This window comes from Pseudomonas sp. Z1-14, from assembly GCF_051132005.1.
GTDB lineage: Bacteria > Pseudomonadota > Gammaproteobacteria > Pseudomonadales > Pseudomonadaceae > Aquipseudomonas.
This window is the reverse complement of record NZ_CP071646.1, coordinates 4,326,334-4,343,342: the sequence shown is the minus strand read 5'-3', so window position 1 is coordinate 4,343,342 and position 17,009 is coordinate 4,326,334. Positions and strand designations below refer to the sequence as shown.

Below are 17,009 nucleotides of genomic sequence, written 5' to 3'. Positions count from 1 at the left end.
CGTGGGCCTGCACGATCACTTCTTCGAGCTGGGCGGCCACTCGTTGCTGGCGGTCACCGCCGTTTCGCGCATGGCTCTCGAACTGGGGTTGAGCCTGACCCCGCAGCTGTTATTCCAGCACCCCGTCCTGAAGGATTTCGTCGCCCGACTCGACAGCGGCGACGGGCCGATCAACGAACAGAAACTGAACAAGCTGGACGCCCTGCTTGATGAAATGGAGGAAGTCTGATGGACAAGAGTGTTGCTTTGAGGGTTGCCAAGCGCTTTATCACTCTGCCGCTGGACAAACGCCGGCTGTACCTGGAAAAGATGCTGGAAGAGGGCGTCTCGCCGGCCAACCTGCCGATTCCCGAGGTGCGTTCCGGGTTTGAACATGTCCCGCTGTCCTACGCCCAGGAGCGCCAGTGGTTCCTCTGGCAGATGGACCGCCACAGCTCGGCTTACCACATCCCCAGCGCCTTGCGCCTCAAAGGGCAACTGGACGTGCCGGCGCTGGAGCGCAGCTTCAATGCCGTGGTCGAGCGCCACGAAAGCTTGCGCACCACGTTCGCCGAGCACGGCGAGCAAACCGTGCAGATCATTCATCAGCATATGCCCTTGAGCATCGCGGTCGAGGCGCTGCCCGCCGGTTCTACGGTCAGCCAGGACGAACGCATCAAGGCGTGCGTCGAAGGTCAAACCGCGCGTCCGTTCGATCTGCGCCAAGGGCCGTTGCTGCGGGTTTCGCTGTTGAAAATTGCCGAAGACGACCATGTCCTGGTGCTCATCCAGCACCACATCATTGCCGATGGCTGGTCGATGCAGGTGCTGGTGGATGAACTGGTCCGGCACTACGCCGCCGACATCGGCGGCCAGCCGCTGGCCTTGCCGGACCTGCCGGTGCAATACGCCGACTACGCCATTTGGCAACGGCACTGGCTGGAGGCTGGTGAGCGTGAGCGGCAATTGGCCTATTGGGTCCAGACCCTCGGTGGCGAACAACCGGTGCTGGAACTGCCGTTCGATCATCCGCGCCCCCCGGTGCAGAGCTTTCGTGGCGCGCGCCTGGATTTGTCCCTGAGCACGGAACTGGCCACCGCGCTCAAGCAGCTGGCCCAGCGTGAAGGCGCCAGCCTGTTCATGGTCTTGCTGGCCTCGTTTCATGCGCTCCTGCACCGCTACAGCGGGCAACCGCAGATCCGCGTGGGCGTGCCGACGGCCAACCGCAACCGGGTCGAGACCGAAGGGCTGATCGGTTTTTTCGTCAACACCCAGGTACTCAGTGCCGACGTTGATGGGCAACTGCCGTTTGATCAGTTGCTCGCCCAGGTCAAGCAATCGGCCATGGCGGCCCAGGCCCATCAGGACTTGCCATTCGAGCAATTGATCGAGGCCCTGCAACCTGAGCGCAGCCTCAGCCACAGCCCGATCTTCCAAGTCATGTTCAACCACCAGAACGCCGACGCCACTCGAAGCCGGCAGATGCACCTGCCGCAGCTGCGGGTCGAGGATCTGGTATGGGAAGGGCGTACTGCCCAGTTCGACTTGACCCTGGGCACCTATGAAACCGAGCAGGGCATCGCTGCGGAACTGACCTACGCCACCGACCTGTTCGACGCGCAGACGATCGAGCGCCTGGCCGGGCACTGGCAGAACCTGCTGCACGGCATCGTCGATGCGCCACGTCAGCGTATCGGCGAACTGCCGCTGCTCGACCCGGCGCAACAGCAACTCACGCAGCAGCAATGGCTGCGGGTCGCCGACCACACTGACGAAGCCGTTTGCGTGCACCAGCGCATCACCGAACAGGTGCGCCGCAACCCCGAGGCGCTGGCGCTGACCATCGACGACCAGGCCTTGAGCTACGCACAACTGGACGCGCGCGCCAACCAACTGGCCCATCGCCTGATCGACCTGGGCGTGATGCCCGGCCAGTTGGTGGGCATCGCGGTCGAGCGCAGCGTCGAGATGATTGTCGGCCTGCTGGCAATCCTCAAGGCCGGCGCCGCTTATGTGCCGCTGGATCCGGCGTACCCCGAGGATCGCCTGGCCTACATGATCGAGGACAGCGGCATCGGACTGCTGCTGACCCAGGCCCGTTTGCAGGCGCGCTTGCCGATCCCGCCAAGTCTTCGGACTCTGTTGCTGGACCAGCCGGACGCCGCAATGCAAGCAGCCCCGCAAACCTGCCCGGTGGTGCCGCTGACTGGCGAACACCTGGCCTACGTCATCTACACCTCCGGTTCCACCGGCAAGCCCAAGGGCGTGATGGTGCGCCATGGCGCCCTGAGCAATTTCATCCACAGCATGATCGCCGAGCCGGGTCTCGTGCCTGGCGACCGCATGTTGTCATTGACGACGTTCTCTTTCGATATTTTCGGCCTGGAAATCTACGGACCTCTGTCAGCCGGGGCCGGCGTGGTGCTGACCGGCCAGAACGTGCACCAGGACCCGCAAGCGGTGCTGGCGCTGATCGAACAACACGCTGTCAGCGTGCTGCAAGCGACGCCGTCGAGCTGGCGCATGTTGCTCGATCATGAGCAGGCTTCGCTGCTGGCCGGGCGGACCTTCCTCTGCGGCGGCGAAGCGTTGCCGCTGGAACTGGCGCAGCGCTTGCTGGCGCTCTCGCCGAACGTCTGGAACCTCTACGGCCCGACCGAAACCACCATCTGGTCGGCGCTGCATCCGCTGAGCCCGGAGCGCGACCGTCCGTTCCTCGGTAAACCGCTGGACAACACCGCGCTGTACATCGTCGGCAGCGACCTGACCCTCAACCCGCCCGGTGCGCCGGGAGAGCTGCTGATCGGGGGCGCCGGCCTGGCCCGTGGTTATTTCCAGCGTCCGGCGCTGACCGCCGAACGCTTCGTGCCGGACCCGTTTTCCGCCACGGGCGAGCGCCTGTACCGCACCGGCGACCTGTGCCGTTATCGCGCCGAAGGCGTGGTCGAGTACCTCGGCCGGATCGACCATCAGGTGAAGATCCGCGGCCTGCGTATCGAGCTGGGGGAAATCGAAGCCGCGCTGCTGGCCCAGGACCGCGTGCGCGAAACCGTGGTGGTCGCCCACGAAGGCCCGACCGGCGCGCAATTGGTGGCCTACGTGGTGCCCGCCAGCGGCGCAGTGCGGGAGCCGGACGCGCCGTTGCGCACCGCACTCAAGGCGGCCCTCAAGGCGCAGTTGCCGGAATACATGGTGCCGGCGCACCTGTTGTTCCTGGCGCAACTGCCGCTGACGCCCAACGGCAAGATCGATCGCAAGGCCTTGCCGGCGCCCGAGGCCAGCGATTTGCAGCAGGCCTACGTGGCGCCGCGCAGCGAGGTCGAGCAACAGGTCGCGGCAATCTGGCAAGACGTGCTCAAGCTTGAACGCGTGGGGCTGGAAGACCATTTCTTCGAACTGGGCGGGCATTCGCTGCTGGTGACCCAGGTGGTCTCGCGGGTCCGTCGGGTGCTCGGCATCGAGGTGCCGCTGCGCAGCCTGTTCGAACACAGCACGTTGCAGGCGTTTGTCGCCGCCTTCGAAACCACGACAGGCGAACAGGCCCCGGCCATGACGCCGGTGCCTCGCGACGCGCCGCTGCCGTTGTCCTTTGCCCAGGAGCGCCAGTGGTTCCTCTGGAAAATGGACCCCGACGGTGCCGCCTACAACATACCGACCGCGCTGCGGATGCGCGGCGCATTGGACAAGGGCGCGCTGCGCAAGAGCTTTGCCGCACTGGTCCAGCGCCACGAAAGCTTGCGCACCGCATTCGTGGAAGAGGATGGACGCACTGGCCAGGTCATTTGTGAGCAGGGCGAAGTCGACTATATCGAGCAGCGTCTGGAAGGGCGTGATATCCAGGCCTTCCTCGAACAGCAGACGCAACGCCCGTTCGATCTGCTGAATGACGCGCTGCTGCGCGTGGCGCTGTTGGAAGTGGCCGAGGAGGATCACCTGCTGGTGCTGACGCTGCATCACATAGTCTCCGACGGCTGGTCGTTGCAGGTGATGGTCGATGACCTGATGAGCCTGTACTCGGCTTTCATCCAGGGTCAACCGGCACAACTGCCGCCATTGGCGGTGCAATACGCCGACTACGCGGTCTGGCAGCGGCAATGGATGGCGGCCGGTGAGCGCGACCGCCAACTGGCCTACTGGTCGGCGCAACTGGGCGGCGAACAGCCGCTGCTGGAACTGCCCACCGACCACCCGCGCCCAGCGCAACAAAGCCTGCGCGGGGCACGCCTGCCGATCGTGCTGGATCGCGCCTTGAGCGATGACCTCAAGGCCCTGGCCCGGCAAGAAAACGTCACGCTGTTCGTGCTGTTGCTCGGCTCGTTCCAGGCATTGCTGCATCGCTACAGCGGCCAGGCCGACATCCGCGTCGGCGTGCCGATCGCCAACCGCCAGCGACTGGAAACCGAGCGCTTGATCGGGTTCTTCGTCAACACCCAGGTCCTGCGCAGCGAGTTCTCCGGCGACCTGACCGGCGCCGCTTTGCTGCAACAGCTCAAGCAGACGGCCATGGCCGCGCAGATGCACCAGGACCTGCCCTTCGAGCAACTGGTAGATGCCCTGCAGCCGCAGCGCAACCTGAGCCACAGCCCGCTGTTCCAGGCGATGTTCAACCACCGCAACGAAACCGCCTCGGTGTTTGCCAAGGCCTTGCCGGGGCTCGACGTCGAACCCGTAGGCTGGACGCAGCGCACCGCGCAATTCGACCTGAGCCTGGACACCGTCGAAAGTCCCCAGAGCCTGCACGCTGCCCTGACCTACGCCATCGACCTGTTCGAGCCGGCGACCATCGAACGCATGGCCGCGCATTGGCTCAACCTGTTGCGCAGCCTGGTGCAGGACCTGCACCGCCCGGTGGCGCAATGGTCGCTGCTGGACGAGGACGAGCGTCGACACATGCTCATCGACTGGAACGCGACGGCGCGGCAATACCCGCTCGACCGCAGCGTCCAGGCGCTGATCGAGGAGCAGGTGCGCCGGACCCCGGATGCGCCTGCGCTGGTCTTCGGCGAGCAGCGCCTGAGCTACCGCGAACTCAACGCCCGGGCCAACCGCCTGGCCCATCGCTTGATCGACCTGGGCGTCGGCCCCGATGTGCTGGTGGGCATCGCCGTGGAACGTTCGGTGGAGATGGTGCTCGGGCTGTTGGCGATCCTCAAGGCCGGTGGCGCCTACGTGCCGTTGGACCCTGAGTACCCGCAGGATCGCCTGGCCTATATGTTCGAAGACAGCGGCATCGGTCTGCTGCTGACCCAGCAACACCTGCTTGATGCTTTGCCGATTCCGCAAGGACTGCGCAGTCTGCTACTGGACCTGCCCGCTGAGGAGTCGCATGCCGGTTGTGAGGAGAATCCCGACGTCAAGGTGCACGGCGAAAACCTGGCCTATGTCATCTATACCTCCGGTTCCACCGGCAAGCCCAAGGGTGCGGGCAATCGCCATTGCGCCCTGGTCAACCGGCTGTGTTGGATGCAGCAGGCCTATGGCCTCGATGCGACTGACAGTGTGTTGCAGAAAACGCCGTTCAGTTTCGACGTGTCGGTGTGGGAATTCTTCTGGCCGCTGCTGACCGGCTCGACGCTGGTGGTGGCCGCGCCGGGGGCCCATCGCGACCCGGCGCAACTGATCGAGCTGATCACGGCGCAGCGCATCACCACGCTGCACTTCGTACCGTCGATGCTCCAGGCGTTCGTGCAGGACCCGCGCGTGGCCGAATGTACCAGCCTCAAGCGGATCGTCTGCAGCGGTGAAGCGCTGCCGGTGGATGCCCAGCAGCAGGTGTTCGCCAAACTGCCGAACGCCAGCCTGTACAACCTCTACGGCCCGACCGAGGCGGCCATCGACGTGACCCACTGGACCTGCGTCGAGGAGGGCCGCGACAGCGTGCCGATCGGACAGCCGATCGCCAACCTCGGCACCTACATTCTCGACGATGAGCTGTCGCCGGTGCCGGTCGGGGTGATCGGCGAGCTGTACCTGGCGGGCGAAGGGCTGGCGCGCGGTTACCATCGGCGCGCGGCGTTGACCGCCGAACGGTTCGTCACCGCGCCGTTCGGCGCTGGTCAGCGCTTGTATCGCACCGGCGACCTGGCGCGTTATCGGGCCGATGGCGTGATCGAATACGCCGGCCGAATGGACCATCAAGTGAAAATCCGTGGCTTGCGCATCGAGTTGGGCGAAATCGAAGCGCGTCTGGCCGAACACGAGGCGGTACGCGAAACCGTGGTCCTGGCCCAGGACGGCACGTTGCTGGTGGCGTACGTGGTGCCGGCGCGCGCCGAGCTGCTGGTCGCCGATGACGCCGTTCGCCAGGCGCTGCAAGTGCGCCTCAGGGAACATCTGAGTCAGTCCTTGCCCGACTACATGGTGCCGCAACACTGGGTGTGGCTGGAGAAAATGCCGGTCAGCCCCAACGGCAAGCTTGAGCGCAAGGCTCTGCCGAAGGCCGATCCGAGCGCCAGCCCGAAGAGCTACAGTGCCCCGGTCACCGCCGTGGAAAACACTTTGGCCGCGATCTGGCAAAGCGTGCTCGGGCGCGAACGCGTAGGGCGGACCGACAATTTCTTCGAGCTGGGCGGCGATTCGATCATTTCCATCCAGGTGGTGAGTCGCGCCCGTCAGGCCGGGATTCATTTCAGTCCCAAGGACCTGTTCCTGCACCAGACCATCCAGGGCCTCGCCGGGGTGGCAACGACCGGTGACAACGGGCCGGTCATCGATCAGGGCCCGGTGATCGGGCAGACGGTATTGCTGCCGTTCCAGCAGTTGTTTTTCGAACAGGCCATGGCCGAGCCTCATCATTGGAACCAGTCGGTGTTGCTCAAGAGCTTGCGCGCCGTGGATGCCGCGCATCTGGAGCAGGCCTTGCAGGCTCTGGTCGAGCATCACGATGCGTTGCGCCTGGCCTTCGTCTGCGAGGCAGGCACCTGGACCGCTCGCCACACTACCCTGGCCGAACAGCGCACGCTCTGGCAACGCTCGCCGCTGTTGTGGACCGCCGAGGTGGCCGATGCGCCGGCCCTTGAACGCCTGGCCGAACAAGCCCAACCCAGCCTCGACCTGCAAGATGGCGCGCTGCTGCGCGGAGTGCTGGCGAGCCTGGCCGACGGCAGCCAGCGACTGCTGCTGGTGATCCATCACCTGGTGGTGGACGGCGTGTCCTGGCGTGTACTGCTGGAGGACCTGCAACAGGCGTACGAGCAGTTGCAGGCCGGCCAGACGCCAGCGTTGCCGGCCAAGACCACGGCTGCGCAGACCTGGGCGCAACGGTTGCAGGCGCATGCCGGCAGCGCGACGTTGCAGTCCCAGTTGAAGTATTGGCAAGAGCAACTGCAAGGCGCCGGTCATGACTTGCCTTGCGACCGCCCAGGGGGCGATTTGCGCAGGTGCTACGCGACCCAGGTCCAGACGCGGCTGGACAAGGACCAGACGCGACGCCTGCTGCAGCAAGCGCCGGCGGCTTATCGCACCCAGGTCAACGACCTGCTGCTGACCGCGCTGGCCCGGGTGATCGGCCGCTGGACTTCCCAGGCCTCGACCTTGATTCAGCTGGAGGGCCATGGCCGCGAGGCGCTGTTCGAAGATGTCGACCTGAGCCGCAGCGTCGGTTGGTTCACCAGCCTGTTCCCGGTGCGCCTGAGCCCGACGGCCACCACCGAAGGCTCGATCAAGGTCATCAAGGAGCAACTGCGGGCGATCCCAGACAAAGGGCTCGGCTTCGGCGTGTTGCGTTACCTGGGCGATGAACCGACGCGGCGAACCCTCGCGGAGCTGCCCGTGCCGCGCATCACATTCAACTACCTGGGCCAGTTCGACAGCGGCTTTGCCGACGACGCCGACGGCCTGTTTGTCCCGGCCAGCGAATCGGCGGGCGCGGCGCAGAGTCCGTTGGCGCCGCTGGACAACTGGCTGACGCTCAACGGCAGCGTCTATGCCGGCGAGTTGAGCATCGACTGGACGTTCAGCTCGCAAATGTTCGATGAAGCGACGATCCAGGCGCTGGCCGAGGATTACGCTGGGGAATTGCAGGCGTTGATCGACCACTGTTGCGAGCCGCGGCACCACGGGTTCACGCCGTCGGACTTCCCCCTGGCCGGATTGCAACAGCAACAGTTGGACGCCTTGCCGCTGGTGGCGCGCGACGTGGAGGACATCTATCCGCTGTCACCGATGCAGCAGGGCATGCTGTTCCACACGCTGTACGAGCAGCAGGCCGGCCACTACATCAACCAGATGCGCGTGGATGTCGAAGGGCTGGACGTCGAGCGCTTCCGCCAGGCCTGGCAAGCGGCGACCGACACCCACGACGTGCTGCGCAGCGGTTTTGTCTGGGAGGGTGATTTCAAGCGTGCATTGCAGGTGGTGCACAAGCGCGTAGCGGTCGCGTTACAGCTGCATGACGCACGTACGCAGGCTGACCTGCCTGAGCACCTGAACACCCTCGCAACGGCCCAGCGCGAGCAAGGTTTTGCCCTCGATGCGGCGCCGTTGTTGCGGTTGGTGGTGGTGCGCGTGGCGCAGGAGCGTTATCACTTGATCTATACCAGCCATCACATCCTGATGGACGGCTGGAGCAATTCGCAGTTGCTCGGCGAAGTGCTGCAACGCTACAGCGGTCAACCCGTTGCCGTGTCCGGCAGCCGCTACCGCGACTACATCGCCTGGCTGCAACGCCAGGACGCGGCGGCCAGCGAAGCGTTCTGGAAACCGGCGCTGCAACAGCTGGAGGCGCCAACACGACTGGCCGATGCGGTGGCTAAACCGGCCGAGATGGGCAGCGGTTACGGCGATCACGTCCACGTGCTGGACGAAGCGTTGACCCGCCGCCTGGAAGCTTTCGCCCGCGCCTCTAAAGTTACCGTCAACACCCTGGTGCAAGCGGCGTGGCTGCTGCTGTTGCAGCGCTACACCGGAAAAACCACCGTGGCTTTCGGCGCAACCGTGGCCGGGCGTCCGGCGGACTTGCCCGGCATCGAGCAGCAGATCGGTCTGTTCATCAACACCTTGCCAGTGATCGCCAGCCCTCGGGCCGAGCAGACCTTGGCCAGCTGGCTGCAAGCGGTGCAGGCGCAGAACCTGGCCTTGCGCGAGTTCGAGCACACCGCGTTGCTGGACATCCAGCGCTGGGCCGGGCAGGGCGGCGACGCGCTGTTCGACAGCCTGCTGGTGTTCGAGAACTACCCGATTGCCCAGGCGTTGGAACAGGGCGCGCCGGACGGTTTGCGTTTTGGTTCGCCAGTGACCCAGGAGCAGACCAACTATCCGTTGACGCTGCTGGTGGGGTTGGAGCGGCAGTTGTCGGTGCACATGAGTTATCAACGAGCGAGCTTCTCGGCCGCTACGGTTGAGCGGCTGGCGGCGCATCTGGCGCAGTTGCTCGGGCAGATGAGCGCCAATGGCGAGCGCTGCCTCGGTGAACTGTCGATGCTGGAGTTCGATGAGCATCAGCGTTTGACCCATGACTGGAATCCGGTCGATGCGCCGTTCGAACAGGACCTGTGCATCCACCAACTGATCGCCCGCCAGGCGCAGTCCACTCCTGACGCATTGGCAGTCACCTTTGCCAACACGCGCCTGAGCTACAGCGAACTCGACGGCCGCGCCAATCGCCTGGCCCACAAGCTTATCGAACTGGGCGTCGGCCCGGAAGTGCGGGTGGGCGTGGCGATGCCGCGTTCCGAGCAATTGCTAATCGCCTTGCTGGCGGTGCTCAAGGCCGGTGGCGCGTACGTGCCGCTGGACCCGGATTATCCGGCCGAACGCGTGGCCTACATGCTTGAGGACAGCCGTGCGCGGGTGTTGCTGACCGAGCAGGCGGTGGCGCAGACGCTGACGGTTCCGGCTGGCACCGAAGTGCTGATGCTGGACCGGATTGAGTTGAGCTCATATCCCTTTAACGCACCGGGCACAACGGTCACCCCAGACAACCTCGCCTACGTCATCTACACCTCTGGCTCCACCGGCAAACCCAAGGGCGTGGCCATCGCCCACCGAAACGTCTTGGCGCTGATCGACTGGTCCAGATCCGTCTACAGCCGCGACGACATCCAGGGCGTACTGGCTTCCACCTCGGTGTGCTTCGACCTGTCGGTGTGGGAGCTGTTTGTCACCCTCGCCAACGGCGGCTCGCTGATCATCGCCCGCAACGCCCTGGAACTGCCGCACCTGCCGGCCCGCGATCAGGTGCGCCTGATCAACACCGTGCCTTCGGCGATCGCCGCGTTGCAGCGCAGCGGCGAGATCCCGGACAGCGTGCGCATCATTAATTTGGCCGGAGAGCCGCTGAAGCAGAGTCTGGTGGATGCCCTCTACCCATCACACCTCACCTGTGGGAGCGAGCCTGCTCGCGAAGGCGTCCCGTCAGTCACCCCATCATCGATTGACCCAGCGCTTTCGCGAGCAGGCTCGCTCCCACAGGTAAGTGTGGGGGTTGAGCATGTCTACGATCTGTACGGCCCCTCGGAAGACACCACCTATTCCACCTGGACCCGCCGCACCGCCGGCGGCACGGCGAACATTGGTCGCCCGCTCAAGCACACCGCCAGTTACCTGCTCGACGCCAACCTGCAACCGGTGCCGCAAGGCGTCTCGGCGGAGCTGTACCTGAGCGGCGCGGGCATCACCCGGGGTTACCTCGGGCGCGCGGCGATGACCGCCGAAAAGTACGTGCCGAACCCGTTCTCGACCACCGGCGAACGCCTGTATCGCACCGGTGACCTGTGCCGCTATCGCGCCGATGGCGTGCTCGAATACCAGGGCCGACTCGACCATCAGGTGAAGATCCGCGGCTTCCGCATCGAGCTGGGGGAAATCGAGGCGCGGCTGCTGCAGCAAGCCGAGGTAAACGACGTCGCCGTCCTGGCCCAGGACGGCCCGGGCGGCCAACAGTTGGTGGCTTACGTGGCGGCCTCGACCGACGCGGACACTTTGCGTGATCAACTCAAGGCCAATCTCAAGGCGCACCTGCCCGACTACATGATCCCGGCCCACTGGCTGTTCCTCGATCACCTGCCACTGACCCCCAACGGCAAGCTCGACCGCAAGGCCTTGCCGAGCATCGAAACCGGGTCTTTGCAGGGCGGTTACGAGGCGCCGGCCAGCGAGCTGGAGCACCGGATCGCCGGCATCTGGCAAGAAGTGCTGGAAGTGGAACAGGTCGGGCGCAACGACCATTTCTTCGAGCGCGGCGGTCACTCCTTGCTGGCGACGCAGGCCATCTCCCGGTTGCGCAAGCTGACGCGTTATCCGCTGAGCCTGCGCGACTTGTTCGACCATCCGCAACTCAAGGCACTGGCGGCGCTGATGAGCGAGACCGGCGACGGCGCGGAGCGGGCCGGCGATTCCAGCCAGGTCCGACTCAAGGCCCATGGGCCACGGCAATCGGCACCGCTGTCGCTGGTGCAGCGACGATTGTGGATCGCCGAGCAGCTGGCCGGCGGCACCTCCGCCTATGGCATGCCCATGGCGCTGCGGTTGTGCGGCGAGTTGTCGGTCGAGCGGCTGATGAGCAGCTTTGCCGAAGTGACACGCCGTCACGCCGTGCTGCGCACCGCGTATGTCCAGGATGACGAAGGCGATCCGCTGGCGCTGATTGCCGATGAGGTCCGGCTGGATTTCCCGCTGGTCGATCTGTCCGACCTGTCCCCCGGCACCCGGCAAGAGCAAGTGGCCCAGGCGATCCTGGACAACGCCAGTACCCCGATTGACCTGGAGCAGGCGCCACTGCTGCGCGGGCGGATCCTGCGCCTGGGGCCGACCGAGCACGTGTTGTTGTACGCCATGCACCACATCATTTCCGATGGCTGGTCGATGGGGCTGTTGATCAATGAACTGGTGCAGATCTACGAAGCGTCCCTGCGCGGCGAGCCCATGCCGCTCGCGCCGCTGGAGGTCCAGTACCATGACTTCGCCTTGTGGCAGCAGGCACTGGAAGACCAAGGCGTGCTGGCGCGCCAGGGCGATTATTGGAAGCAGCGGCTCGACGGTTACCACGGGCGTCTTGATTTGCCTTTGGACAACCCGCGCGGCCAGACGGCCTCCTATGCGGGCGATGCGCTGCAGTTCGAGCTGCCTGCCGGGCTGAGCGCGGCGTTGCGCCGGGTGTCGAGCGCGGCCGGCGTCACGCTGTACAGCACGTTGCTGGCGTCGTTCCAGGTGTTGTTGCATCGCCTCTGCGACGCCCAGGATCTTGTCGTCGGCGCTGACGTGGCCGGGCGCGAACAACCCGAGCTGGAGCGCCTGATCGGTTTCTTTGTCAACGTCCTGCCGTTGCGTTCGCGCTTTGCCGCCGATGTCGCCTTCAACCGGTTCCTGGCACAGACCCAGGACCATCTGCTCGGCGCGCTGGAACATCAGGACCTGCCGTTCGACCAGATCGTCGAGGCCTCGGGCGTGCCGCGACACAAGGGCATGAACCCGTTGCTGCAGGTGCTGTTCGTGATGAACAACGTGCCGGTGCGCACGCGTTCCATGGCCGGCTTGAGCGTCGAGTTCATGCCGGCGCTGCAGAACCATTCTAAATTCGACATGGCATTGTTCGTTGACGAAGAAGAAGGGCAGTTGCGCGGTAATTGGCAATTTGCCACAAGCTTGTTCGGACATGAGCGCGTCCAGTACCTGATCCGGGCCTGGACGGCCCTGTTGGAACAGATCGTCGCTGATCAGGACATTCAATTGGGAGCTATCAGCATGCCAGTCGACAACGTGGCGACAGCCGCCACGCCTGCCAACGTCCCGGGGCCCAAGGCCGACAAACTGGGCAAGTTTCTCAAGCGTTCGGCGACCCCGGCCGCGCGGCCACGTCCGGCGTTGGTGCGCGAATCGCTGGTGGCGGCGCCCCAGCGTTTCCCGCTGATGCTGGAGCCCGGCGAGCCGCACCTGGACGTCATCGAGTGGATCCGGCAGAACCGGCCGTTGATCGAGCAGAAGCTGGCCGAGCACGCCGGCATCCTCTTCCGTGGCTTCGAACTGGACGGTATCCAGGGCTTCGAAGCGTTCGCCGAAGCGATCCAGCCGGGGCTGTACGGCCAGTACGGCGACCTGCCGAAGAAGGAAGGCGGCAAGAACACCTACCGGTCCACGCCGTACCCGGAACGCAAGATGATCCTGTTTCACAACGAGAGCTCCCACCAGGACCGCTGGCCGCGCAAGCAGATGTTCTATTGCGAGCAGGCCGCACCCGTGGGCGGCGCGACCCCGGTGGTGGATTGCCGCCTGATGTACGAAAAGCTGCCGACGGACCTTCGCGAGAAGTTCGAAGACAAGGGTTTGCTGTACGTGCGTACCTTCACCGACAAACTCGACGTGTCATGGCAGCACTTCTTCAAGACCGAAGATCGTAGTGAAGTGGAGGCCCGCTGCCGGGCCGGCGGCATCCAGTGGCGCTGGCTCGATAACGATGAGCTGCAGACCCGCACGCCGGGGCCGGCGGTCATCACGCACCCGATCACCGGGGAAAAATCCTTCTTCAACCAGGTGCAACTGCATCACATCCATTGGCTGGAGCCGGACGTGCGCCAGGACCTGTTGTCGATGTACGGCCTGGAGCGCATGCCCCGGCACGTGTACTACGGCGACGGCACGCCGATCGAAGGCGAGGTGATGGCGCGTATCGGTGAGTTGTACGAAGCCTGCGCGGTGCGTTTCGACTGGCAGAAAGGTGACGTGATCCTGTTGGACAACATGCTCGTGGCCCACGCCCGCGACCCCTACGAGGGGCCGCGCAAGATCGTCGTCGCCATGGGCGATATGTACGACCACGCCAGCCTGGAGCGTCCAGCGGGCGCCGGGCGATCGGTCCGTGGCGCATTCAATACCGAGGAAAGCGGAGCATGAACGAGGTGACGATGGACACGCAGGAAGCGGGTTTTGCCCTGACGCCCGAACAGCAACGGGCACTTGAGCAACTGTCGGGCACGGTGACCTGTGGCGAGGCCTTGCGTTGGCGGAATCTGGTCATTGACGGTGATCTCGACCCGCAGCGATTGCAGGTCGCCTTCGACACGCTGGTGGCGCAGCAGCCGATGTTGCTGGCGCGACTGACCAAGGTCGGCGGTTTCCACGGTTTGCGTCAGATGGCCCATGCGGGACGCTTCCCACTGACGATACAGGCCAGCGAACAACCGGCCGAGGAAGTCCGGGCGCAGATCAGCGAGACGCTTGGCCGGGCTTTTGTGCTTGGCGAATCGGCCAGCGTCCAGGCGGTGCTTTATCGTCTGGCGTCTCGGCAATGGCAATTGCTGCTGGGCGTCGCCCGCCACAGCGCTGATGCGCCGTCGATGAACCTGCTGCTTGAACAGCTACGGCAGGCTTACGCCGGCGATGGGGCGGAGGAAGAAGCGCCCGGCGAGTTTGCCCAGTACCTGGAGTGGCGCAGCGAAGTGGTGCTGGATGAAGATGCCGGCACTGCAAGAAATTACTGGCAGCAGCATTTGCACGGCCTGCAGACGGCGATCGACACGCCGTGGCTGGCTGCGCGTCGCACTGGTGGTGGAACAGCCGATGCGCAGATTTCGCTGATCTTCGAGCCGGCCCGACGCGACGCCTTGCAACGGTTGGCCGAGCAGCTCGGCCAACCGCTGGCGACGTTGCTGCAAGGCGCATGGTGGGTGCTGCTGGGACGCCTGGGTGGCCTTGAGCAAGCTCTGGTCGGCGTGCGCCACGACAGCCGTGGCGACTATGACTACTTCGCCAATGCCTTCGGCGTGTTCGAAAAGAACCTGCCGCTTTGCGTTCCACTGCCCGCCGACGCGCCGTTCGGCGAGTGGCTGGCGGAGCTGGCGACGCGGCTCGAAACCCATCGCACCTGGCAGGAATACTGGACGCCGGAACTGGCGTCGGAGGCGGCGTATCCGGCCTATGGCTTCGCGATTGCCCCGGCGAATCCTGTTCGCAGCAACGCTGGCCTGACATGGGCGACTGAGCCCTCGCCTGGGCGGGATGCGTTCGAACTGCTGCTGCAGATTCAACTGGACGACACCCAACAACTGGTTGCGGTCGACCTCTGCTACGCCCGCTCGGGTTATTCGCAGTCCGCGGTCCGCAGCGTGCTCGAACAATACGAGGTGCTGCTGGCCTCGATCCTCGTGGCTGCGCACACGCCACTGGCGCAGCTCAACTTGCTCGGCGACGCCGAGGAGCAGCGTTTGCGGGCGATCAACCCGGCGATGCAGGCATTGGTGGATAACCGTTACCTGCCGCAGCGCATCGCCGAGCTGGCGCTGCAGGCGCCGGACGCCATCGCCCTGAGCGACGCTGGTCAATCGCTGAGCTACGGTCAGCTGAAAGATCAGGTCGAGCGCGTCGCACAGGGCCTCATGGACCAAGGCCTGGGCGAAGGGTCGATTGTCGCCCTGGCCTTGCCGCGCTCGGCGGAACTGGTGACCGCGATGCTGGCGAGCTGGCGCATCGGCGCGGCTTATCTGCCGCTGGATATCCAGTGGCCCCAGGCCCGTCAGGCGTTGATGCTGGAGCAGGCCGGTGCCGCTGTGTTGCTCACCGATGCAACACATTTGCCTGCCTGGCAGGCGCAGCCGTTCAAGGCGCTGGCAATCGCCGAGCTTGATCGTTCTTCAAACACGCCGTTGCCGGCCCTCACGACCAAGGGCAATGACATTGCCTATGTGCTGTTCACCTCAGGTTCCACCGGCGTGCCCAAGGGCGTGGTGATCGAGCATCGGCAATTGCTCAACTACACCGCCCAGGCCAGCCAGGCGTTGGGGCTGAGCCAGTGCAAACACGTCGCTTTGAGCTCTACCGTGGCGGCGGACCTGGGCAATACGGCGCTGTTTGGCGCGTTGTTCAATGGCGCGACCTTGCATGTGGCCAGTGATGAACAGATGCAGGACGGCGCGCTCTTTGCCGGATTCCTGCGAGAACAACAGATCGACTGCCTGAAAATCGTGCCGTCGCACCTCGCGGCGTTGCTCGACAGTGAGCAGGCGACGCTGCCGCACGTCCTGGTACTTGGCGGCGAGCCGATTGCGCCAACGCTGGTCGAGCGTATCGCCCGGTTGCGCAGCGATTGCCGGGTGTTCAACCACTATGGGCCGACCGAAGCCACGGTCGGGGTGATGGTCCATCGGTTGGCACTGGACGGCGCTGCGGATGACTGTTCGGCGCTGACCCAGGTGCTGGGCAATAACCAGGTCTACGTGCTGGACGCTGACAGGCGCCTGGCGCCGGTGGGTGTGCTGGGCGAGGTGTACCTGGGCGGTGCGCAGTTGTGCCGGGGTTACGTGAATGCCAAGGCGGACGAGCAGACGTTCATCCCGAGCCCGTTCGACCCGGCGCAGCGCCTGTACCGCACCGGCGACCTGGCGCGTTATCGCCCGGACGGCGGGATCCAGTTGCACGGTCGCCGCGATCAACAGGTCAAGGTGCGCGGGTTCCGCATCGAACTGGCGGAAATCGAGGCCGAGCTACTACGTGTATCGCAGGTGGCCGAAGCGCTGGTATTGCCCGGCGAGCAGGGCTTGTTGGCATTTGTCGTGCCTCGGCAAGGCCTGTCTTCGGGCGTGCTCGACGCCGTGCGCGCCGAACTGAGCGCGCGCCTGCCCGGCGTGATGGTGCCGCAGCAGCTGCAACTGATCGAACGTTTCCCGCGGCTGGCCAACGGCAAGATCGATCGCAAGGCGTTGCAGCAGTTGGCGGTCGTGATCAGCGATGAGGAGGATGCCGCGCCGCGCGATGCGCTGGAGCAACTGCTGGCCGCGCGCATGGCGCAATTGCTTGGGCTTGAACGATTGGGCATCGAGCGCGACTTCTTCGCCGCCGGCGGCCATTCGCTGCTGGTGATCAAGCTGGTGGCCGGCATTCGCAAGTTGTTGCAGTGCGACATCCATCCTGGGCTGGTCTTCGATCATCCGACCGTGGCGTCCCTGGCCATGGCCTTGCGAGCGGTGGAGGGCAGTCCGGGGCAACTGGAAAAAATCGCTCAGGTGCGTTTGCGCATGGAAGCGCTGAGTCCCGAGGAAAAGGCCCGGCTGACCGAACAGGCTCAACAGCTGCAAGCCGCCAAGGCTGCGCAAGGCCGCTGA

3 protein-coding genes (1 of these 3 running past the window's edge) are annotated in these 17,009 nt (G+C 65.0%); all 3 read left to right on the top strand.

Annotated elements, in window-relative coordinates:
- Tightly spaced (each overlapping or abutting the next), the 3 genes in view from J3P89_RS19915 to J3P89_RS19905 form a layout consistent with a single transcriptional unit that may run on beyond the window.
- A protein-coding gene (locus J3P89_RS19915) for a non-ribosomal peptide synthase/polyketide synthase (RefSeq protein ID WP_434695429.1) crosses the window boundary here: on the top strand, window positions 1-229 show its 3' end. 12,200 nt of this gene lie to the left of the window's left edge; 229 of the gene's 12,429 nt are visible here — the last part of the coding sequence; its start codon lies beyond the left edge, outside the window; its stop codon occupies window positions 227-229.
- Window positions 229-13,806, top strand: a complete 13,578-nt coding sequence (locus J3P89_RS19910) for a non-ribosomal peptide synthase/polyketide synthase (RefSeq protein ID WP_434695427.1) — start codon at window positions 229-231, stop codon at window positions 13,804-13,806. The genes J3P89_RS19915 and J3P89_RS19910 overlap by 1 nt, the downstream gene beginning before the upstream one ends.
- A complete protein-coding gene (locus J3P89_RS19905; protein WP_434695426.1) occupies window positions 13,803-17,009 on the top strand; it encodes a non-ribosomal peptide synthetase in 3,207 nt (1,068 codons plus the stop codon). Before J3P89_RS19910 ends, J3P89_RS19905 begins: the two co-directional genes overlap by 4 nt.

Coding starts and splice junctions, on each gene's coding strand:
- J3P89_RS19905 (WP_434695426.1), top strand. CDS start 13,803: ATGAACGAGGTGACGATGGACACGCAGGAAGCGGGTTTTGCCCTGACG.
- J3P89_RS19910 (WP_434695427.1), top strand. CDS start 229: ATGGACAAGAGTGTTGCTTTGAGGGTTGCCAAGCGCTTTATCACTCTG.